This is a genomic window from Methylobacterium sp. A52T, from assembly GCF_053346095.1.
In genome coordinates, this window is the sequence record NZ_JBKFBI010000005.1 from 1 (window position 1) to 21,198 (window position 21,198).

The 21,198-nt window shown below is 73.4% G+C and carries 15 protein-coding genes and 2 pseudogenes; 11 read left to right on the top strand and 6 right to left on the bottom strand.

Going from position 1 to position 21,198, the window contains the following annotated elements:
• A pseudogene (locus tag ACLBYE_RS02530) lies at positions 1–958 on the bottom strand (serine protease); the annotation flags it as partial.
• A gap of 224 nt (positions 959–1,182) precedes the next feature.
• Here ACLBYE_RS02530 and ACLBYE_RS02535 point away from each other — a divergent pair.
• Positions 1,183–1,359 (top strand): hypothetical protein, encoded by a 177-nt coding sequence (locus tag ACLBYE_RS02535; RefSeq protein ID WP_012318104.1) that lies wholly within the window; start codon positions 1,183–1,185, stop codon positions 1,357–1,359.
• 37 nt (positions 1,360–1,396) lie between these two features.
• On the opposite strand, the gene ACLBYE_RS02540 is transcribed toward ACLBYE_RS02535, so the two are convergent.
• Both ACLBYE_RS02540 and ccrA read right to left on the bottom strand, forming a co-directional pair.
• Positions 1,397–1,696 (bottom strand): alkylphosphonate utilization protein, encoded by a 300-nt coding sequence (locus ACLBYE_RS02540; RefSeq protein ID WP_447692918.1) that lies wholly within the window; start codon positions 1,694–1,696, stop codon positions 1,397–1,399.
• 166 nt (positions 1,697–1,862) lie between these two features.
• A complete protein-coding gene (ccrA, locus tag ACLBYE_RS02545) occupies positions 1,863–3,149 on the bottom strand; it encodes a crotonyl-CoA carboxylase/reductase (RefSeq protein WP_042672037.1) in 1,287 nt (428 codons plus the stop codon).
• Positions 3,150–3,761: 612 nt separating this feature from the next.
• Between ccrA and ACLBYE_RS02550 the strand changes: the two genes are divergently transcribed.
• From ACLBYE_RS02550 to ACLBYE_RS02565, 4 genes are all read left to right on the top strand, one after another.
• Positions 3,762–5,804: a protein meaA gene (locus tag ACLBYE_RS02550; protein WP_447692919.1), complete on the top strand. Its 2,043-nt coding sequence runs from the start codon at positions 3,762–3,764 to the stop codon at positions 5,802–5,804.
• A 101-nt stretch (positions 5,805–5,905) separates the two neighbouring features.
• Positions 5,906–7,591, top strand: coding sequence for a methyl-accepting chemotaxis protein (locus ACLBYE_RS02555; RefSeq protein WP_447692920.1), 1,686 nt, complete (start codon positions 5,906–5,908; stop codon positions 7,589–7,591).
• Between the two features lie 40 nt (positions 7,592–7,631).
• Entirely contained in the window at positions 7,632–8,681 is a 1,050-nt protein-coding gene (locus ACLBYE_RS02560; protein ID WP_447692921.1) for an MraY family glycosyltransferase, read from the top strand.
• A 16-nt stretch (positions 8,682–8,697) separates the two neighbouring features.
• Positions 8,698–9,618 carry an NAD-dependent epimerase/dehydratase family protein gene (locus ACLBYE_RS02565; RefSeq protein WP_447692922.1) on the top strand — a complete coding sequence of 307 codons (921 nt, stop codon included), beginning with the start codon at positions 8,698–8,700 and terminating at the stop codon, positions 9,616–9,618.
• A 13-nt stretch (positions 9,619–9,631) separates the two neighbouring features.
• Here the strand turns inward: ACLBYE_RS02565 and ACLBYE_RS02570 are convergent, their stop codons facing one another.
• Positions 9,632–10,555 carry a class I fructose-bisphosphate aldolase gene (locus ACLBYE_RS02570; RefSeq protein ID WP_447692923.1) on the bottom strand — a complete coding sequence of 308 codons (924 nt, stop codon included), beginning with the start codon at positions 10,553–10,555 and terminating at the stop codon, positions 9,632–9,634.
• 212 nt (positions 10,556–10,767) lie between these two features.
• Between ACLBYE_RS02570 and ACLBYE_RS02575 the strand changes: the two genes are divergently transcribed.
• Positions 10,768–11,292 (top strand): SixA phosphatase family protein, encoded by a 525-nt coding sequence (locus ACLBYE_RS02575; RefSeq protein ID WP_447692924.1) that lies wholly within the window; start codon positions 10,768–10,770, stop codon positions 11,290–11,292.
• A gap of 4 nt (positions 11,293–11,296) precedes the next feature.
• On the opposite strand, the gene ACLBYE_RS02580 is transcribed toward ACLBYE_RS02575, so the two are convergent.
• Positions 11,297–12,331: an alpha/beta fold hydrolase gene (locus ACLBYE_RS02580; RefSeq protein ID WP_447692925.1), complete on the bottom strand. Its 1,035-nt coding sequence runs from the start codon at positions 12,329–12,331 to the stop codon at positions 11,297–11,299.
• Positions 12,332–12,572: 241 nt separating this feature from the next.
• On the opposite strand from ACLBYE_RS02580, the gene ACLBYE_RS02585 reads away from it, so the two are divergent.
• Positions 12,573–13,055: an Hsp20 family protein gene (locus ACLBYE_RS02585; protein ID WP_042673074.1), complete on the top strand. Its 483-nt coding sequence runs from the start codon at positions 12,573–12,575 to the stop codon at positions 13,053–13,055.
• A 172-nt stretch (positions 13,056–13,227) separates the two neighbouring features.
• The gene (locus ACLBYE_RS02590) at positions 13,228–14,226 is read left to right on the top strand and encodes a GNAT family N-acetyltransferase (RefSeq protein ID WP_056523569.1); all 999 of its coding nucleotides are present in this window, start codon (positions 13,228–13,230) and stop codon (positions 14,224–14,226) included.
• Positions 14,227–14,361: 135 nt separating this feature from the next.
• Here ACLBYE_RS02590 and ACLBYE_RS02595 read toward each other — a convergent pair whose 3' ends face one another.
• Positions 14,362–14,811 (bottom strand): RNA polymerase subunit sigma-70, encoded by a 450-nt coding sequence (locus ACLBYE_RS02595; protein WP_447692926.1) that lies wholly within the window; start codon positions 14,809–14,811, stop codon positions 14,362–14,364.
• 258 nt (positions 14,812–15,069) lie between these two features.
• Between ACLBYE_RS02595 and ACLBYE_RS02600 the strand changes: the two are divergent.
• From ACLBYE_RS02600 to ACLBYE_RS02610, 3 genes and pseudogenes are all read left to right on the top strand, one after another.
• Positions 15,070–15,219, top strand: a pseudogene (locus ACLBYE_RS02600) (Kdo hydroxylase family protein); the annotation flags it as partial.
• Between the two features lie 16 nt (positions 15,220–15,235).
• Positions 15,236–15,535, top strand: a complete 300-nt coding sequence (locus tag ACLBYE_RS02605) for an antibiotic biosynthesis monooxygenase family protein (RefSeq protein WP_042673072.1) — start codon at positions 15,236–15,238, stop codon at positions 15,533–15,535.
• 125 nt (positions 15,536–15,660) lie between these two features.
• Positions 15,661–20,982, top strand: a complete 5,322-nt coding sequence (locus ACLBYE_RS02610) for an alpha-2-macroglobulin family protein (protein WP_447692927.1) — start codon at positions 15,661–15,663, stop codon at positions 20,980–20,982.
• Positions 20,983–21,198 lie beyond the last annotated feature (216 nt).

The window sequence follows — 21,198 nt, forward strand, 5'->3', positions numbered from 1 at the left end:
CCGACTTCGCGAGACCCGCACCCGAGGCCGGCGCGGGGGAGAGGCTCGCCGGCCTCAGCGGCGCGGCCTGCGGCTGGGGCGCCGGGTGGGCGGCGGCGCGGGCGGCCGGTGCCGGACCCGGGCTCGGGGGTAGCTGCGCGGCCGGCGCCGCGGCGGGATCGGGAAACGGCACGAAGGCGTTCGCCACGGCGATGACGAGCCGGTCGACCTCCGGCGCCAGGGCGCGATCGTAGCCGAGCAGGAACCCCCGCACGCCCTCCGGTCCGGACGCGTAGCGGATGTAGGACAGTCCCGGCCCGGTCTCGGCGGTGACCACCACGGTGTCCGGCCGCCGCAGCTTGTAGGTCACCTTGCGGCCGGGGAGCGGCGCGGTCGCCTTCTCGAACAGCGCGTCGAGGCTCTCGGCCCCCGGCGGGAAGGCGCGGGATTCCAGGGTGACGCGGCCGTCCTGGCTCTGCCAGCGGGTTCCGGAGGGCAGGACAGTCCGTCTCGCCAGGAGCTTCTCGGGCACGCCCATCACGGCGCCGGTCCCGGGGTCGACCGCGACGCGGAAACGCGCCGCGTTCCGCGCCGCCGCGCCGGCGGACAGCAGCGCCGCCCGGCCGCGCGGATCGAGGGGGTCGGCCCCGCCGGTCCGGGCGCCGTAGGCGGTGAGCGCCTCGAAGGTCCGGCGCCCGAAGGCCCCCGACACCACGGCGTTGAAGTCGCCGGTCCAGACCAGGGCGTCCTGGACGGCCTTGCGGTCGGCCTCCGGCAGGGCCTCGAAGCCCGCCCGCATCGCCTCGAAGACGGGGTCGGCCGGCGCGGATCTGGGGGCGGCCCGGGCGGGCGCCGGCCGGTCCTGGGCCCCGACAGGCCCGGTGCCGAGGGCGATCAGGATCGCGAGGGCCGTCGCGCGCCGGGCGCGGCCGCGCAGGGAATCCGGGACCCGGCACCGCGACGCGTCACCCGAATCCATTCCCGCCCTCCGACCCGCTTTGCCCGCGTCGTCCCGATCCTGGCAGAGGCCGCCGCGACAGGCCAGATCAATCCGGTCCCGGCCCGATACCGGCCCGATCCCGGCAGCCGTGCGTCCGGCGCCGCGATGCGCTACAGGGCGGGTGACCGGCCCTGGGCGGCGGCCGGATCCCGGATCGGTCGTCCGGCCACGCGATGCCGCCACGGTTCGACGCGGAGCCCGGCATGAGCGACACGAACAACACCTTCAAGAAGGCGCCCAAGCGCAAGGCCGCCAAGGGCAAGAGCATCAGCGTCTCGCCGGAGATGCGGCAGGCCTACGCCGACCTGATCCAGGAGCGCGCCGAGAAGCAGGAGGCCTACGGCCGGCACCTGCCGCAGGACGAGACGCGGCGGCGGTAGCGCGGGCGGCCTGGAGAAGCGCCGCGCCGCACCGGCCTCAGCGTTTGCGCACGAACTCGGTGCGCAGCACGAGGCCCTTGATGGTGTCGTGGCGGCAGTCGATCTCGTCCGGATCGTCCGTGAGCCGGATCGACCGGATGACCGTGCCCTGCTTCAGGGTCTGGTTCGCGCCCTTGACCTTGAGGTCCTTGATCAGCGTAACCGAATCGCCGTCGGCCAGGACGTTGCCGGCCGCGTCGCGAACGGCGTGCGCCTCGGCGGGCGCGGCCGCGGACCCGGGCGGGAGCCACTCGCCCGTCGCCTCGTCGTAGACGTAAGCCTCGTCGTCGCCGCTCAAAACCGTGCCCCCTGTCCGGATCGGGGCCGGGTCCTGTGAGGATCGCGTCGGCCCGTCATCCGCGCCCCGGCACACCGAATCGGTCGCCGAGTCGGCGCGGGACGCCGCGAGCCTAACCGATCGGGCCGGCCCCGCGCGAGAGCGGGAACCGGCCCGACGGAGCGCCTTACCGCTTCAGCGGACCGGCCTCGATCACGTCCTCGACCGTGCGCAGGCCGGCGCGCGGGGAGTTGACGAGGCAGGCCATGTTGCCCGGCGGGTGCTGGTTCTTCCACATCTTGGTGTGGGCCTGGGGGATCTTGTCCCAGGGGAAGACCTCGCTCATGCACGGGTCGATCCGCCGGTCGAGCACGAACTGGTTCGCCGACGAGGCCTGCTTGAGGTGGGCGAAGTGCGAGCCCTGGATGCGCTTCTGCCGCATCCAGACGTAGCGGGCGTCGAAGGTGATGTTGAAGCCGGTCGTGCCGGCGCAGAACACCACCATGCCGCCGCGCTTCACCACCAGCGCCGAGACCGGGAAGGTCGCCTCGCCCGGATGCTCGAACACGATGTCGACGTCCTGCTTGCCGGTGATGTCCCAGATCGCCTTGCCGAACTTCCGCGCCTCCTTGGTCCAGGCGTGGAACTCGGGGCTGTTGACCTTGGGCAGCTGGCCCCAGCAGTCGAAGTCCTTGCGGTTGATGACGCCCTTCGCGCCGAGGCTCATCACGTAGTCGCGCTTCGACTCGTCCGAGATCACCGCGATGGCGTTGGCTCCGCTCGCCGCGCAGAGCTGCACGCCGAACACGCCGAGGCCGCCGGAGGCGCCCCAGATCAGCACGTTCTGGCCCGGCTTCACCGTGTGCGGGGCGTGGCCGAACAGCATGCGGTAGGCGGTGGCGAGCGTCAGCGTGTAGCAGGCGGCCTCCTCCCAGGTGAGGTGCTTCGGCCGGACCATGAGCTGGCGGGACTGCACCCGGCAGAACTGGGCGAAGGAGCCGTCGCCGGTCTCGTAGCCCCAGATCCGCTGCGAGGGCGAGAACATCGGATCGCCGCCGTTGCACTCCTCGTCGTCGCCGTCGTCGCGGTTGCAGTGGACGATGACCTCGTCGCCGACCTTCCAGCGCTTCACCTTGGAGCCGACCTTCCAGACGATGCCGGAGGCGTCGGAGCCCGCGATGTGGTACTCGCCCTTGTGGACGTCGAAGGGCGAGATCGGCTCGCCGAGGCCGGCCCAGACGCCGTTGTAGTTGACGCCCGCCGCCATGACGTAGACCAGCACCTCGTCGTCGCCGATCTCCCAGACCGGCAGCACCTCGAGCTGGTGGGACTGTTCCGGGGGTCCGTGCCGCTCGCGCCGGATCGCCCAGGCATACATCTTGGCCGGCACATGACCCAGCGGCGGGATCTCACCCATCTCGTAGAGGTCCTTGACCTCCCCGCCCGTCGGACTGATCGCAGCGCTCGCCGCCATCTCGCTCTCCTCTCGTCCCGCGTGTTTCTCACGGCCGCGGTTCTCCATCGCGCTATACCGGCGATGCCGGAGGCGTCCAAGTGGGCCGAAAGTCGAAAGCCGACGGTTTCCGACATGAAAAAAGCGCGAGCACAGGGCGCGCGACCACGTATTCAAAATCGGCTTTCCGGCAGACCAAGTATTATTCGGCGCCGGCCTCGGTCGCCCCGGCCCCGAGACCTTGCCCGACTCCACCGCCGCCAGCCCGAGCTGCTCCCGGCCGTCCGGCGAGCACATGCACCTCTAAGTCATTGGCTCGACTTGCTCTCTCGCGCCTGAACAGCGGCAAGTCCCGCGCAGAACAGTTCAGGTAGACATTATACCAGCATTGATAAAGCGGGTCGGGACCGTCGCGCGGCACCGTCCGGACCGCGATCGCGGGCGGCGCGCGGGCGGCGGCGCGCCGCGGCGCCTTCAAATCCCGCTGTTCCGGCGGGCAAGTTTTTTCATGAGCCGCGGATGCCCGCGCGGGCGTCTTGCACTTCCGTCCCGGATGACGCGTGCTCAAGCCTTCGCTACGGTGACCGCAAGGCCGCGCCCCGCGCGGATACAAAGATCACACGGAGGCGAGGAATGGGCGCGAGCGTCGCCGAGACCAGGAGCGACAAGTCGAGCCGCGACAAGCCCTGGATCATCCGCACCTACGCGGGTCACTCGACCGCGGCGGAGTCCAACAAGCTCTATCGGGGCAACCTCGCCAAGGGCCAGACCGGCCTGTCGGTCGCCTTCGACCTGCCGACCCAGACCGGCTACGACCCCGACCACGAGCTGTCCCGCGGCGAGGTCGGCAAGGTCGGCGTCTCGATCGCGCATCTCGGCGACATGCGGACCCTGTTCCAGGACATCCCGCTCGCCCAGATGAACACCTCGATGACGATCAACGCCACGGCCCCGTGGCTGCTGGCGCTCTACCTCGCGGTGGCCGAGGAGCAGGGCGCGCCGATCGCCGCCCTCCAGGGCACGACCCAGAACGACATCATCAAGGAATACCTGTCGCGCGGCACCTACGTGTTCCCGCCCGCACCGTCCCTCCGGCTCACCAAGGACGTGATCCTGTTCACGACCAAGAACGTGCCGAAGTGGAACCCGATGAACGTCTGCTCCTACCACCTTCAGGAGGCGGGGGCGACGCCGGTCCAGGAGCTGTCCTACGCGCTCGCCATCGCCATCGCGGTGCTCGACACCGTGCGCGAGGACCCCGAGTTCGACGCCGCGAGCTTCCCCGAGGTGTTCGGCCGGATCTCGTTCTTCGTGAACGCGGGCCTGCGGTTCGTCACCGAGATCTGCAAGATGCGGGCGTTCTCGGAGCTCTGGGACGAGATCGCCCGCGAGCGCTACGGCATCGACGACCCGAAGAAGCGCATCTTCCGGTACGGCGTGCAGGTGAACTCCCTGGGGCTCACCGAGCAGCAGCCGGAGAACAACGTCCACCGCATCCTGATCGAGATGCTGGCGGTGACGCTCTCCAAGCGCGCCCGCGCCCGCGCGGTGCAGCTCCCGGCCTGGAACGAGGCGCTCGGCCTGCCGCGGCCCTGGGACCAGCAATGGTCGATGCGGATGCAGCAGATCCTGGCCTTCGAGACCGACCTCCTCGAGTACGACGACATCTTCGACGGCAGCCACGTGATCGAGGCCAAGGTCGAGGAGCTGAAGGCGCAGACCCGCGCCGAGCTGGAGCGGATCGGCGGCATCGGCGGCGCGGTCGCGGCCGTCGAGACCGGGGCGCTCAAGCGCGCGCTGGTGGAGTCGAACGCGCGGCGGATCTCGGCGATCGAGGCCGGCGATCAGATCGTCGTCGGCGTCAACAAGTGGCAGCAGGGCGAGCCGTCGCCGCTCACGGCCGGGGAGGGGGCGATCTTCTCCGTCTCCGAGACCGTCGAGATGGAGGCGCAGAGCCGGATCCGCGAGTGGCGCGGCCGCCGCGACGAGACCGCCGTGGGCCAGGCCCTCGACGCCCTGGAGCAGGCGGCGCGATCCGGCGCCAACATCATGCCGCCCTCGATCGAGGCGGCCAGGGCCGGCGTCACGACCGGCGAGTGGGGCGCGCGCCTGCGCGCTGTCTTCGGCGAGTACCGGGCGCCCACCGGCGTCACCGTGGAGACGGTCTCCAGCGGCGCGGCCGAGGAGGCCAAGCTGCTGATCGCCGATCTCGGCGAGCGGCTCGGCGAGACGCCGAAGCTCGTGGTCGGCAAGCCCGGCCTCGACGGCCACTCCAACGGCGCCGAGCAGATCGCGCTGCGCGCCCGGGACGTCGGCTTCGACGTCACCTATGACGGCATCCGCCAGACGCCGGCCGAGATCGTCGCGAAGGCCAAGGAGACCGGCGCCCACGTGGTCGGCCTGTCGATCCTGTCCGGCTCCCACGTGCCGCTGGTGCGGGAGGTCCGCGCCAAGATGCGCGAGGCGGGGCTCGACCACATCCCGGTGGTGGTCGGCGGCATCATCTCGCCGGAGGACGAGTTGGTCCTCAAGAACATGGGCGTGCGCGCCGTCTACACGCCGAAGGACTACGCCATCGACCAGATCATGGTCGGGCTCGCCAAGGTCGTGGAGAAGGGTCTGGATCGACGGGACGGCCCGGCGGATCAGCCGCGCGCCGAGGCCCAGGTCTACTAGCGGACCGACCCTGCCCGGTCCGGGCAGGCCCCAAACAACCTTAACATTTATCGGACAAGTATTGGCCCCGATCCCAGACACGGGATCGGGGACCAACTCCTATGCGCGCCGGTATCTCCATCGCGGCCAAGCTCGGCCTGTGTCTCGCGGCCCTGGTGCTGCTGATCGCCGCGACGAGCGGCCTCTCGCTGGCCGAGCTCGGCCGCATCGAGTCCGCCGCCGCGCAGCTGCGCGACACGCGCATCCCGGCCACCGACGCCCTCGGCCGGATCGGCATCAACTTCATGCGGCAGCGGGTCAACGCCGTCCGCCTGATCACCGCCGACACGCCCGCGCTGCGCGCCGAGGTCGCCGACCAGATCGCCAAGCGCGACGCGCTGCTCGCCGCCCAGTACGCCCGGTACGAGGCCCTGACGCTGACCCAGCCCGAGCGCGAGGCCTACGCGGCCTTCCGCCAGCACGTGGCCACCTACGCCGAGCAGCAGCGGGAGGCGGTGGCCAAGGCCGAGGCGGGCGACGTCGCCGGCGGGCAGCGGATCTACAACACGGTGATGTCGGACAGCATCCGCGCCATCATGGCCGACTGGGAGAAGCTCGTCGCCCTGAACGGCGACGGCTCGCAGGCGAGCGGCACGCTGATCGCGCAGACCTACGATGCCGCCAAGCGGAACGTGCTGGCGCTCGCCGGCCTCGCCCTGCTGGTGGCGCTCGGGGCCTTCGTGCTGGTGACCCGCGGCGTCAGCGGGCCGCTCCGCAAGATCGCCGCCGTCACGCAGCGCCTCGCGGCGGGCGACGCCGAGGTGGCGATCTCCGGGCAGGAGCGCCGCGACGAGATCGGGGCGCTGGCGGGCTCCGTGGTGGTGTTCCGCGACAACCTCGTCCGCGCGCGCGCCCTGGAGGCCGAGACGGCGCTGGCCCGCGCCGATGCCGAGACGCAGCGCCGGGCCGCGACCCGGGCCATGGCCGACGCCTTCGAGCAGGCGGTGGGCGGCATCGTCGGCGGCGTGTCGGCGGCCGCGACCGAGCTGGAGGCCACCGCCCGGACCCTGACCGGCAGCGCGACCGAGGCCGCCGGGCAGTCCGGCACCGTCGCGGGCGCCGCGAGCGACGCCGCCGCCAACGTCAACACCGTCGCGGCCGCCGCCGAGGAGCTCGGTTCCTCGGTCCAGGAGATCGGCCGGCAGGTCAGCAGCTCGGCCGAGCTCGCGCGGGTCGCCGTCGCCGAGGCGACCAACACGGTGGCGCTGGTCCAGGACCTGAGCGGCGCGGCCGCGAAGGTCGGCGACGTGGTGGCGCTGATCTCCGGGATCGCCGCCCAGACCAACCTGCTGGCGCTCAACGCCACGATCGAGGCCGCGCGCGCCGGCACCGCGGGCCGCGGCTTCGCGGTGGTGGCCTCGGAGGTCAAGGCGCTCGCCGAGCAGACCGCCCGGGCCACCGAGGAGATCACCGGCCAGATCGGCCGGATCCAGTCCTCCACCGGGCAGGCGGCGTCGGCGATCGACGGGATCGGCCGGCGCATCCGCGAGATCGACGGCGTGGCCTCCAGCATCGCGGCCGCCGTGGAGCAGCAGGGCGCGGCCACGCAGGAGATCGTCCGCAACGTCGCCGAGGCGGCCGCCGGCACCGGCGCGGTCACCGGCACCATCGCGAGCCTCGCCCAGTCCGCCGAGGAGACGGGCGCCGCCGCCGCCCAGGTGCTCGGGGCCGCGAGCGAGATGTCGCGCCAGTCCGAGCATCTCGGGGCCGAAGTCGCGCGCTTCCTCGCCACGGTGCGGGCGGCGTAACCCCCTCACGGTCGGGCGGCGGATCGCGTAGGACGGCGCCATGCCGCCCAACTTGCCGTCCGCCCTGACCGCGATCCTGCTCCTGGCGGTGCCCCTCGCCGCCGCCCTCTCGGCGGGCCTGATCCTGCGCCTGCGCCCGCTGCTGCAGCGCTACGCCCTGGCCCGGCCGAACGCCCGCTCCAGCCACACCGTGCCGACCCCGCAGGGGGGCGGGATCGCCGTGGTGACGGCGCTGGTCACGATCTCGGGCCTGCTGATCGCGGCGCCGGAGATCGGCGGGCGGCCGGACTGGATCTGGCTCGCCGGCGGCACCCTGGCCCTGGCGGTCCTCGGCGCCGTGGACGACGTCCGGCCGCTGCCGGCCGCCCTGCGGCTCGCCGCGCAGGCCGTCGTGGTCGGCCTGCTGGTCTGGCACCTGGACGGGCGCCTGCTGCCGGGCCTGCCGCTCTGGCTGGAGCGCGGCCTCGCGCTGCTGGCCGGCCTGTGGTTCGTCAACCTGACGAACTTCATGGACGGGCTCGACTGGATGACGGTCGCGGAGATCGTCCCGGTGGCGGGCGCGCTCCTGCTCATCGGCCTCGCCGGGCACCTGCCGCCGCTGCCGACCCTGGTGGCGGCGAGCCTGCTGGGCGCGGTGCTGGGCTTCGCGCCGTTCAACCGGCCGGTCGCGCGGCTCTTCCTCGGCGATGTCGGCTCGCTGCCGGTCGGGCTCGTCACCGCGTGGCTGCTGTGCCAGCTCGCCCTGGCGGGCGGGTTCGCCGCCGCCTTGCTGCTGCCGCTCGTCTACCTCGCCGATGCCAGCCTGACTCTCGCCGCGCGGGCGGCGCGGGGCGAGCGGGTCTGGGAGGCCCATCGCGGGCACTACTACCAGCGCGCCACCGTCAACGGGCTGACCGTGCCCGGCGTGGTCGGACGGGTGTTCGCGGCCAATCTCGCCCTGGCGGCGCTCGCCGCCGCGACCTTGTTTTGGCCGTCCTGGCCGGTCACGCTCGCCGCATCGGCCGCCGGGCTCGCCCTGGTCGCCGCCCTGCTCCGCCGCTTCGCCCGCGCCCCGGCGCCGGCCCCAGCCGAAGGTGCCGCCCAGCCGTGACAGAGGCCGCCCAGCCGTGACCGGACTCATCGCGCTCACTGGGGCGACCGGGTTCATCGGCCGCCACCTGCTCGCCGACCTCACCGCGCGCGGCTACCGGGTCCGCGTGCTGCTGCGCCGGCCCACGACCGTGCCGGAGGGCGCGGCGAGCGCGGTCGTCGGCGACCTGACCCGCCCGATCAACATGGCCGCGGCCCTCAGCGGCGTCGACGCGGTGGTGCACTCGGCCGGCCTCGCCCACGCCATGTCGGGGGCACCGGAGGACGACTACCGCACGCTCAACACCGAGGCGACGCGCCGGCTGGCGGAGGCCGCGGCGCGCGCGAAGGTGCGCCGCTTCGTGTTCCTGTCGTCGATCCGCGCCCAGGTCGGGGCGAGCGCGCCGGGCGTAGTCGGGGAGGGCGATCCGCCCCGGCCCACCGACGCCTACGGCCGCTCCAAGCTCGAGGCCGAGGCCGCGCTCGCCGAGACCGGCCTGGACTGGGTCGCGCTGCGCCCGGTCCTCGTCTACGGGGCCGGCGTGAAGGGCAACATGGCGGCACTCCTGCGGCTGGCGCGCAGCCCCTACCCGCTGCCGCTGGGCGGCCTCGCGGCGCGGCGCTCTCTGATCGCGCTGGAGAGCCTGTCGGGCGCCGTGGACGCGGTGCTGGCGGCGCCCGCCCCCCTGAACCGCGCCCTCGTCGCGGCCGATCCGGACCCGCTCAGCCTGCCGGAGATGATCGCGGCCCTCCGGCAGGGCCTCGGCCGCGGCCCGGGCCTCGTCCCGGTCCCGGCCGGGCTCCTCCGGCTAGGCTGCCGGCTGACCGGCCGGGACGCGCAGTTCGCCCGCGTCGCCGAGGGTCTCGTCGCCCGCGCCGACGGGCTCGCGTCCCTGGGCTGGCGGCCGGCCGGGCCGACGAGCGATGGGCTAGCCCGGCTGGCCCGCGACGGCGGCTGAGGCGCGGCCCGCCTCAGCCGCCCGCGTAGATGTCGGTGATCTTGCCGAGCAGCGACAGGGCGTCCGCCTTTGAGCGCTGGAACGCGTTGCGGCCCACGATCGAGCCGAACCCGCCGCCCGCCTGGATGGCGCGGATCTCGTCGAGGAAGCTGGCCTCCTCGGCCTGGGCGCCGCCGGAGAAGATCACAATCCGCCGGCCGTTGAACGCGCACTGCACCACGTGGCGGACGCGCTCGGCCGCCGTGCCGATCGGGATGCCGGTCGATTCATAGACCTTGTTCGCCGCCGGCTGCTCGATATGGGCCGAGGGCAGCTTCACCTTGATGATGTGGGCGCCGAGCTGCGCGGCGATCTGGGCCGCGTAGCCGATCACGTCGATGGCGGTCTCGCCCTCCTTCGACAGGGCCGAGCCGCGGGCGTAGGACCAGATCACCACGGCGAGGCCGACGCTCTTGGCCTCCTCGGCAATCTCGCGGATCTGCCCGTACATGGCGTTGCGGTGGGCGGAGCCCGGGTAGATCGTGAAGCCGATGGCGCAGGCCCCGAGCCGCAGGGCGTCGGCCACCGAGCCGGTGATCGCCTGCTCGGGATCCTCCTCGTCGGCCAGGAGGTCGTGGTCGTTGAGCTTCAGGATCAGCGGGATGCGCCCGGCATAGTCGCGCGCGCCCGCCTCCAGGAAGCCGAGCGGCGCCGCGTAGGCGTTGCACCCCGCCGCCAGGGCCAGCTCGAAATGGTAGTGCGGGTCGTAGGCCGGCGGGTTCGGGCCGAAGCTGCGGGCGGGCCCGTGCTCGAAGCCCTGGTCGACGGGCAGGATCAGCATCTTGCCGGTGCCGCCGAGCTTGCCGTGCTCCAGCATCCGGGCGAGGTTGGTGAGGGTCCCGGGGCTGTCGGCCCCGTACCACGACAGGATCTCGGTGACGCGGGCGGATCGGTCCATCGGGCAGCCTCCTGGCCAGAGACCGTCGCGCCGCGGATCGGGCCGCGGGCCGTGCTGCGGACGGCTCCCGGTCGGAACGGTGCGGGCAAAGCCGAGGTTCCCGCACGCGGCGCTTTCGGCTAACCGGGCGGGAGCGGGCGCCGCCCGGTCCGGCCGCGCGCCCGAACCGGCAGATCCGAGACCGGCCCACGAGACGCGTCAGAGGTTCGCTCATGCGCAGGCTGATCCTGCTGCGGCACGCCAAGTCCGACCGTCCGCCGGGCGTGGCGGACCATGAGCGCCCGCTCAACGCGCGCGGGAAACGGGCCGCCCCGGCGGTGGGCGCCCACCTCGCGCGGGAGGGCCTGCACCCGGACCTCGCCCTAGTCTCCACCGCCGCGCGCACCCGCGAGACCTGGGCCGCGATGGAGGCGGCCCTCGGCAGCCCCGAGACGCGCTGGCATTCCGAGATCTACGAGGCGCCGGCGGACCGGATCCTCGGGGTGATCCGGCAGGCGCCCGACGCGGCCGCCACGCTGATCGTCGTCGGCCACAATCCGGGTCTCGGCGACCTCGCCGCGATCCTCGCGGGCTCGGGGCCGCGGGCGGCCCGGGACCGGCTGGCCCTGGAATTCCCGACCGCGGCCTTCGTGGTGATCGACTTCGACGGCGACCGCTGGGCGGAGATCGCGCCGGGCCGCGGGCACCTCGACCGGTCCGTGCGCCCGCGGGACATCGACCCGGATCTCGGCGGCTGACGCCTCAGGCGACCGGCACCGCGACGGCGTGCGCCTCGACCTCCGCGTGGGTCGGCAGGGGCGAGCCCGGCACGAAGGCCTCGAAGGCCGCCCAGAAATCCTGCCGGATCGCGTCGCGCTCGGTCAGGATCTCGTGCCGGGAATCCGGCAGGACCAGGATATGGCCGGCCTTCAGCCGGGCGGCGAAGCGCTCGGTCTCCGCCGTGCCGCAGACCGGGTCTGCGCCCGCCGCGACGATCAGGGTCGGCAGCCCGATCCGCGGCGCCGCCCGCGGGTCGCGCAGCCGCGCCATCGCGCGGAACGCCTCGGCGAGCCACGCGATCGTCGGGTCGCCGACCGCGCCGGCGCCGACCTGCCGCGCCGCCGCGGCGTTGCGGGCGTAGCGGACGGGATCGCGCGACAGGCGGTTGCCGGCGTACGGGTTGGTGGCGATCGAGACCGGCTTGCCGAACGGGATGTAGCGGCTCCCGAGGCCGAGCCGCTGCAGGCCCCGCGACAGGATCGCGGCGCCGGCCGGCCAGCGGACCATCCGGATCGACAGCATCGGCGCCAGGGTCACCAGCCGCCGGAACGGCAGCGCCCCGTCGAGGGCCGCGAGGAGGGCGACGCATCCGCCCATGGAATGCGCGAGGCCGACATGGGGCTCGGGCATCAGCGGCACCAGGATCGTCTCGGCCACCGCCCGCAGGTCGAGCCGGTAATCGTCGAACCGGGCGACGTGGCCCTTGTGGGGGTCGTCGACACGCCGGTCCGATTCGCCCTGGCCGCGCCAGTCGAACGCCACGACCGCGAAGCCCCGGGCGCGCAGCTCGTGGATCGTCTCGTAGTACTTCTCAATGAACTCGGCCCGGCCCTGGAGCAGGCAGACCGTGCCCCGGCAGGTGCGCGCCGTGGTCTGCCAGTAGGCCGCCCGCAGGGTGCAGTCGTCGCGCGTGCCGACGGCGATCAGCGTGCCGCCCGGCGGCACCGGGTTGTCGGGCGTGCTGCGCAGGGTCAGGAGCGGCGGCTCGCGCCCGGTGTCACCGTCGAAGCGTCTCACTGGCCTCACCTCAGCGCCTCCGCGCATCGTCCCGTGCACTGTCCGATGCACGGCCCGATGCACGCTCCGATGCACTCTGCGACCGTAGCGAAAAAATCTCGTTTCCGACCCTCGCCGGGGGTCTTGAAGCGCGATTTTCCCCCTCCGATATCTCGTCTGTGCCGGCCGTCAGGCGGCACGAGAGACGGGTCCGGCCCATCGGGCGGACCGGAATTGCATGTTGCTCAGACGAGGATATGTCATGCGTCAGTTTGATCTCGCTCCCCTGTACCGTTCCACCGTCGGCTTCGACCGCCTGTTCTCCGCCCTCGACCAGTTCGCGAGCGCCGAGGCGGCCCCGACCTACCCGCCCTACAACATCGAGCGGACCGGCGAGAACGCCTACCGCATCACCGTCGCGGTCGCAGGCTTCACCGAGTCCGACCTGTCGATCGAGGTGCGGGAGAACGCGCTCACGCTGAAGGGCGAGCGCAAGGCCGAGGGCAGGGCGGAGTTCCTGCACCAGGGCATCGCGGCCCGCGCCTTCGAGCGGCGGTTCCAGCTCGCCGACCATGTCCAGGTGACGGGTGCGGCGCTCGAGAACGGCCTCCTCCACATCGACCTCGTCCGCGAGGTTCCGGAGGCGAAGAAGCCCCGTCGCATCGAGATCGCCTCGGCGGCGCGCCCCAGCGCCCCGGTGATCGAGGGCGACGTCCGCAAGGACGCGGTCCAGCAGGCCGCCTGACCCCGCCCCGCGCGGGAACCGTCAGGTCCACATCGGGTACCGATCAGGTTCTTGGAGCGCCCCGGCCCCGGCCGGGGCGCTTTCTCGTGGCGGCTGTCATAATGGCGTGTGGCCGTCGTGCTCTCTGTCGGATTCGACGGTGCACGGACGCGCACCCGGAGTGAACCCGACGATGGTCGCCAATCTCGCCCGTGGAGCCTACAGCGCGCTCGGAGCCGGCTGGCACAGGGGCGTGCAGTGGGGCGTCGGCGCGCCGATCGCCAAGCTGCGCCGCCGGTCGGTCCCGCTGCCGGGCGTCGAGGGCGTGGGCGGAATCGACGACGTGCTCTCGGCCGAGCGGGCGATCCGCCTGCCCGAGCCGTTCGAGGGCCGCAGCCTCGGCCGCATCGGCAGCCTCGAGGTCCGGCTGGCGACGCGGAAATCGGAGATCCGGCGGGCCCAGCGGCTGCGCTACAAGGTCTTCTACGAGGAGATGTCGGCGGTGCCCTCCGGGCTCGCCGCCCTGTCCCGCCGCGATGTCGACGGCTACGACGCGGTCTGCGACCACCTCCTCGTCCTCGACCACGCGGCGCCGCGGCGGAAGAAGCCCTTCGTCGAGCCGCGCCCGAAGGTCGTCGGCACCTACCGGCTGCTGCGCGGCGAGGTGGCCGAGCGGCATACCGGCTTCTACTCGGAGAGCGAGTACGACCTCGCGCCGCTTCTCGCCGCGCAGGGGCACCGGCGGCTCCTGGAGCTCGGCCGCTCCTGCGTGCTCAAGCCCTACCGGAGCAAGCGGACCGTCGAGCTGCTGTGGCAGGGGATCTACGCCTACGTCCTGCACCACCGGATCGACGCGCTGATCGGCTGCGCGAGCCTGGAGGGCACCGATCCGGACCGGCTGGCCCTCCCGCTCGCCTTCCTGCACCACCACGCCCGCGCGCCGGAGGGCTGGCGGGCCCGGGCGCTGCCGGAGCGGGCGGTGGCGATGGACCGGATGCCGCGCGAGGCGGTGGACGCCAAGGCCGCCCTGCAGGCGCTGCCGCCCCTGATCAAGGGCTACCTGCGCCTCGGCGCCACCTTCGGCGACGGCGCGGTGATCGACCGCCAGTTCGGAACGACGGACGTGTTCGTCGCGCTGCCGGTCGAGGTGATCGGCGCGCGCTACCGGGGCCATTTCGCGCCGGCCGGGTGAGAGCACGGGCCATCGGAGTCGGGAGCCCGCACCGTCCTCGCGAGCGGAGCGAAGCGATCCAGCGCCACGCTTCGCAGGGTCGCGCTGCCCTGGGTTGCTTCGCTGCGCTCGCAAGGACGAGGGCGCTGCCGCCCCTCAGAGATCCCCCAGCGCCAGCTGACCCTGGTTGCGCGCCTTCGGCGGCGCGGCCTTGCGCTCCTTGGCCCGCGCGGAGGCGGGCCGGGCGGCGGCCGGCTTCCTGGGCTTCGGGTCGCCGCGCATCCGGGCCACCGCCTTGTCGCGGGCCACGGCCTCCGGGGCGTTCGGGTCGTCGCTCAGCCACTTGCCGCGCTTGATCACCTCGTTCACGCGGCCCTGGTTGACCCCGACCTTGAAGGCGATCTCCTGCTGGGTCATGCCGGTCGTGGCGTGCAGGTCCAGGATCGCCCGGGCGAGTTCCGGGGTCATCTTCTGTCCGGTCAGCCGCCGGGCGGGCTTCACCGTCCGGGTGGCGCGGTCGCGCTCGCGCAGGCGCTCCAGCAGCGCCAGCGCCATGTTCATGCCGTGCTCGCGCAGGGCCTCCTCGAATTCCTTCAGGGTCGCCATCGGCGCCATCCTCCGCCGGGCTCTCGGGCCGGGTGCTGGCCGGGGAACGTGCCGGGAACGAAGCGGTTGCGCAAGCCGATCCGGCGGGTGGCCTCCGCCGCGCCGGTGGATGACACCCGCCGTCCACCGGAAATGCGCGGCCCTGGCCTCCCCCCGGCGGCTCCGTTAAACGGGCCGATCTGCGCGGCGCGGCCGGCACGCCGGAGGAGCAGAAGTCCCTGCGCCGGCTGCTGATCCGCGTCCGCGCCTTCACCCGGGACCTTTTCGGACCTCGTGATGCACGGCGCCATGGGCGGCCGCTACATGCTGGAGCAGACCGCCTCCCTGCCGGTCGTCGCCCAGGCCGACCCGGCGCTGAGCCCGCAGCGCATCCTGGCGGCCAAGCTCGGCCGCGCCCTTCGCACCTGAGACAGGAACCGCACCGATGATCCTCGAAATCGCGCAGATCGAGATCAAGCCCGGCCTGGAGGCCGAGTTCGAGAAAGGCATCGCCGAGGCCTCGGCGATCTTCAAGCAGGCCAAGGGCTGCCGGCACTTCGAGGTCCGGCGCTCGATCGAGCACCCGCAGCGCTACCGCCTGCTGATCCACTGGGACACGCTAGAGGCCCACACCAAGGACTTCACCGGCTCGCAGCCCTGGCAGGATTACCGCGCCCTGGTCTCCCACTGCTTCGCCGGCCCGGTCGCCGTCGAGCACGCCGAGCAGGTGCTGAAGGCGTTCTGAGCCTCGGCGCGAGGCCGGGCAGGGACCCGGCGATCCGGAGCGTTGCGAGCCCGACCGCCGGTGCTAGGCTCCCGCGCGACGGGACCCGGGGCGAATCATCGGGATTGCGGGTGGGGAACAGGCTGATGGCGCGGCTCGGACGGCTCGCGGGTGCCCTGGCGCTCCTCGGAGGGATCGCCGGCAATCCGGCCCTCGCCCAGACCCCGCTCGCTCAGACCTCGCCAGCCCTGTCCCCACCTGCGGCCCGCACCGCGCCCCGCCCGGTGACGGCCGTCGCCGCGCCGTTCGCCAGGACCTTCGTCCGGGCCGACCTCTCCAGCGCGGCGGTCCGCCTGGAAACCGCGCTGAAGGCAGAAGCCGGGGGCCCGCTGCGGCCGGCCGGCCAGTCCCGCTCGGCCGGGCTGGCCCTGCTCGCCGCCGACAAGGCCGACGAGGCGCTAGCGCCTCTGACCGCCGCGGTTGCGGCCGATCCGTCCGACGCGCGCAACTGGCAGGCCTATGCCCGGGGGGCCGCGGCGGCCCTGGGTGCCCTCGAGGACAACGACTACCAGGGCCGGTCGCGCCTTCGCGGGCGGGTGACGGCCGCCGCCTACCGCGCCTACGAGCGCGCCGGCACGGCGGCCGACGCCGCGGCCGCGCTGGCGGCGCTCGGCACCGCCGAGGCCGAGCAGGAATCCTGGCGCCCGGCGCTCGACGCCTACGCGGCGAGCCTCGCCCTGGCCGAGACCGGTCCGGTCCGGGAGACTTACGAGACCGTGCGGGCGCAGCACGGCTTCCGGATCCTCGACTACAAGGTCGATTCCGACGCGGCCGCCCCCCGGGCCTGCTTCACCTTCTCGGAGGCGATCCGCCCCAAGACCGACTACGCGCCCTTCGTCGCCGTCTCGGGCAGCAGCGCGGCCGCCGTGACCGGGGAGGGCTCCCAGGTCTGCGTCGACGGGCTCAAGCACGGCGGCCGCTACGCCATCGTGGTCCGCCAGGGCCTGCCCTCGGCGGTGGGCGAGAGCCTGCTCAAGGCCGCCGATTACGAGATCTACGTCCGCGACCGCGCCCCGCAGGTGCGCTTCACCGGGCGCAACTACGTCCTGCCGCGGACGGGCCAAGCGGGGGTGCCCCTGGTCTCGGTGAACGCGCCGAAGCTCGACCTCGAGGTTCTGCGGATCGGCGACCGCGGCCTGCTGCCGACCCTGCGGTCGGAGGACTTCCTGGGCCAGCTCAGCGGCTCGACCGCCCGGACGATCGCGTCCGAGAAGGGCCAGCGCGTCTGGAAGGGCACCCTCGACACCGCCAAGGCCGAGCTGAACCAAGAGGCCGTCACCGCCTTCCCGGTCCTCCAGGCCGTGGGCAAGCTCGAGCCCGGCCTCTACGTGATGCTGGCCCGCCCCTCCGGCACGGCCGCCGCCGACGAGGAGTACGACACCCAGGCGACCCAGTGGTTCGTGGTCTCCGATCTGGGGCTCACCGCCACCAAGGGCCGGGACGGGGTCACCGTGGTCCTGCGCTCGCTCGCCTCCGCGCAGGTGATGCCGGGCGCCGAGATCCGGCTGATCGCCCGCAACAACGAGGTGCTGGGCACCCGGACCACCGACGCGCAGGGCCACGTCGCCTTCGATCCGGGGCTCGCCCGCGGGGAGGGCGGCCTCGCGCCGAGCCTCGTGGTCGCCCAGGCGGGCGGCGATTACGGCTTCCTCGACCTCAACCTCGGCGCCTTCGACCTCACCGACCGCGGCGTGAAGGGGCGGCCCGAGACCGGCGGCCTCGACGCCTACCTGTTCCCGGAGCGCGGGGTCTACCGCACCGGCGAGACCGTCCAGCTCACCGCCCTGCTGCGCGACCCCCGCGGCGCCGCCGTGCCGGACCTGCCGCTGACCCTGGTGGTCAAGCGGCCAGACGGCGTCGAGTACCGGCGCGTCTCGGTGCCCGACCAGGGGCTCGGCGGCCGGGCCCTGCCGCTGCCGCTCCTGTCGGGGGCGATGCACGGCACGTGGCGGGTCTCCGCCTACACGGACCCGAAGGCGCCCGCGATCGGCGAGACCAGCTTCCTCGTGGAGGATTACGTCCCGGAGCGGCTGGAGGTGACCCTCAAGGCCCGGCAGGCGGCCCTGAACCGGGGCGAGGCCGCGCAGGTCGACGTCGCCGCCCGCTACCTCTACGGCGCCCCGGGCTCCGATCTCGACGTGTCGGGCAGCGTGACCGTGCAGGCGGCGGCCACCAGCGGCATCAAGGGGCTGGAGAATTACGCCATCGGTCTCGACGACGAGGCCGTGGAGCCGACGACCCAGGAGTTGCAGGACCACGCCACCACGAACGCGCAGGGCGCCGCCACCGTCACGGTGCCGGTGCCCCAGGTCGCGGCACCGCGGGCGCTGGAGGCGAAGATCACGCTGGCGGTCGGCGAGCCCGGCGGCCGCGCGCTGTCGCGCAGCCTGACGCTGCCGATCCTCCCGGCGAGCCCGGTCCTTGCCCTGCGCAAGGGCTTCACCGACCTCAAGGAGGGCGGGATCGCGGGCTTCGACGCGGTGTTCGCGCGCCCCGACGGGGCGCTCCTCGCCCGGCCGGGCGTGAGCTGGACCCTGTCGCGGATCGACCAGTCGTACCAGTGGTACCGGGCGGACGGGCGCTGGTCGTTCGAGTCGGTGAAGTCCGCCCGGCGCGTCGCCAGCGGCACCGTCGACCTCACGGCGGCCGGCCCGAGCCGGATCGAGGCGCCGGTCGGCCTCGGCCGCTACCGGCTCGAGGTCTCGGCCGCGGGCGCACCGGAGGCGACCGCGAGCCTCGGCTTCGAGGTGGGCTGGGGCGGCTCCGAGACCGCGGAGGCGCCCGACCTGCTCGACCTGACCCTCGACAAGGCCGCCTACGCGGCCGGCGACACGCTGCGGGCCAAGCTCAGCCCGAAGTTCAAGGGTCAGGCCAGCCTGATGGTCGTCAGCGACCGCGTGCACCAGACCCTGGAGGTCAGCGTGCCGGAGGGCGGCACCACGGTCAGCATCCCGGTGAAGGCCGAGTGGGGCGCCGGCGCCTACCTGGTGGCCACCGCCTACCGGCCCCTCGACCAGGCGGCCAAGCGTCTGCCCGGCCGGGCGCTAGGTCTGGCGTGGTTTTCGGTGGACCGGGAGCGGCGCAGCCTCGGGGTTTCCCTGAAGGCGCCGGAGCGGGCGCGCCCGCGCCAGGACCTGACCCTGCCGGTCCAGATCACCGGACTGAAGGCCGGCGAGCCGGCGCGGATCACCGTGGCCCTCGTCGATGTCGGCATCCTCAACCTGACCCGCTACGCGGCGCCGGACCCGACCCAGTACTTCCTCGGCCAGCGGGCGCTCGGGCCGGAGGTCCGCGACCTCTACGGCTACCTGATCGACGGCATGCAGGGCTCGGCCGGGGCGATCCGCTCCGGCGGCGACGCGGGCGGCGGCGAGCTCGCCGATTCCCCGCCGACCCAGGCCCCGCTGGCGCTCTATTCCGGCGTCGTGACCGTGGGGACGGACGGCGCGGCCAGCGTCACCTTCCCGATCCCGGCCTTCAACGGCACCGGCCGCGTCATGGTCACCGCCTGGAGCGGCGACCGGGTCGGGCAGGCCCAGGCCGACGTGATCATCCGCGACCCGGTCGTGCTCAGCGCCACGCTGCCGCGCTTCCTCGACACCGGCGACCGCTCGCGCCTGTTCGTGGCCCTCGACAACGTCGAGGGGCAGGCGGGCGAGTACACGATCGACCTGAGCCCGACCGGCCCGGTCGTGGTCGGCGCCAGCGCGCTGCGCCAGACGCTGCGGCTGGAGGCCGGCGCCAAGGGACAGTTCGCGATTCCCCTCACCGCCGCCGGACCCGGCACGGCCCGCCTCGACCTCGCCCTGTCGGGGCCGGGCCTGCCGGCCGCCCTGAACCAGAGCTTCGCCCTCGGGATCTCGCCGGGGACCGGCGCCCTGCTGCGCCGCTCGGTACGCAGCCTCGCCCCCGGGGCGAACCTGACGCTGACCGCGGACCTCCTCGCCGACCTGCAGCCGGGCACCGGCAGCGTCTCGCTCTCGGCCACGGCCCTGCCGGGGGTCGACGTGGCGGCCCTGCTCCGGGCGCTCGACCGCTACCCCTACGGCTGCTCCGAGCAGGTGGTGAGCCGGGCGATGCCGCTGCTCTACGTCAACAAGCTCGCGGCCCTGGAGAAGCTCGCCCTCGACAACGGCGCCGACGAAAGGGTGCGCGAATCGATCGAGCGCCTGCTCGCCCGCCAGGATTCGAGCGGCGATTTCGGCCTGTGGTCCGCGCAGGGATCGAGCGACCTCTGGCTCGACGCCTACGTGACCGACTTCCTGACCCGCGCCCGCGAGCGCGGCTTCGCGGTGCCGCAGAAGGCCTTCGCCCAGGCCCTCGACTACCTGCGCAACGCGGTGGCCAACGCCACCGAGGTGCGCAATGGCGGCGCCGACCTCGCCTACGCCGCCTACGTGCTCGCCCGGAACGGCCGGCCGGTGATGGGCGACCTGCGCTACCTCGCCGACACCAAGATCGGCGACTTCTCCTCCGCCCTCGGGCGCGCGCAGCTCGCCGCCGCCCTGGCGCTGCTCGGCGACCGCGGCCGGGCCGCCAAGACCATGGAATCGGCGCTCACGGTCCTGCGCGCCGAGCGCGACAAGGGTGTCTACCGCGCCGATTACGGCTCCCGGCTGCGCGACGGGGCCGGGCTGATCACGCTCGCCGCCGAGAGCGGGCTGGCGCAGGGGGCGCTGGGCCCCGCGGCTTCCGTGCTCGGCGAGGAGCAGCAATCCGAGCGCTCGACGAGTACGCAGGAGAATGCCTGGCTGGTGCTCGCCGCCGAGAGCCTGTCGAACGAGGCGGGCGCCCTGTCGTTCACCCTGGACGGCACGCCGCAGACCGGCCTGCTGGCCCGGGTCTACCGCGAGGCGGCCCTGGCCGACCGGGGCGTGCAGCTTACCAATACCGGCCGCGCGCCTGTGCAGGTGGCCGTGACCGTCAACGGCAGCCCCCTGGTGCCGGAGCCGGCGGCGCAGCAGGGCTACACGATCGAGCGCAGCTTCCGCCGCCTCGACGGCAGCGTCGTCGACCCGGCGAGCGGCCTGCGCCAGAACGACAGGTTGGTGGTGGTTCTCAAGGTCACCGAGGCCAAAGCGGAGGCGGCGCGGCTCCTGTTGGTCGACCCGCTGCCGGCGGGGCTGGAGATCGACAATCCGAAGCTCCTCGACGCCGACGCGCTCCAGGGGCTCGCCTTCGCCAAGTCCGACGTGCAGCCGGTCCACACCGAGTTCCGGGACGACCGGTTCGTGGCGGCCTACGACCGCGACCCGAGCCAGTCGGCCTTCTTCACGGTGGCCTACACGGTGCGGGCGGTCTCGCCCGGGACCTACGTCCATCCGGGCGCCACCGTGGAGGACATGTACCGGCCGGCGCGGTTCGGCCGAACTGCCTCGGGCAGCGTGACGGTCGGGGCCGCGAAGTAGGGCGGGCGTTCGGACGTTTTGATCGGTGCTCCCGCCCGTCATCGCGAGCGCAGCGAAGTGACCCAGGTCAGCGCGACACCCGTGAACGTGGCGCGGCCCTGGATTGCTTCGCTGCGCTCGCAAGGACGGTGGTGCTGAAGTAATCGTCCGGACCCGCCTGGAACGCGGCGGAGCAACCCGCCGGGCCGGATCGCTGCGTTGCGGCGAGCACATGGT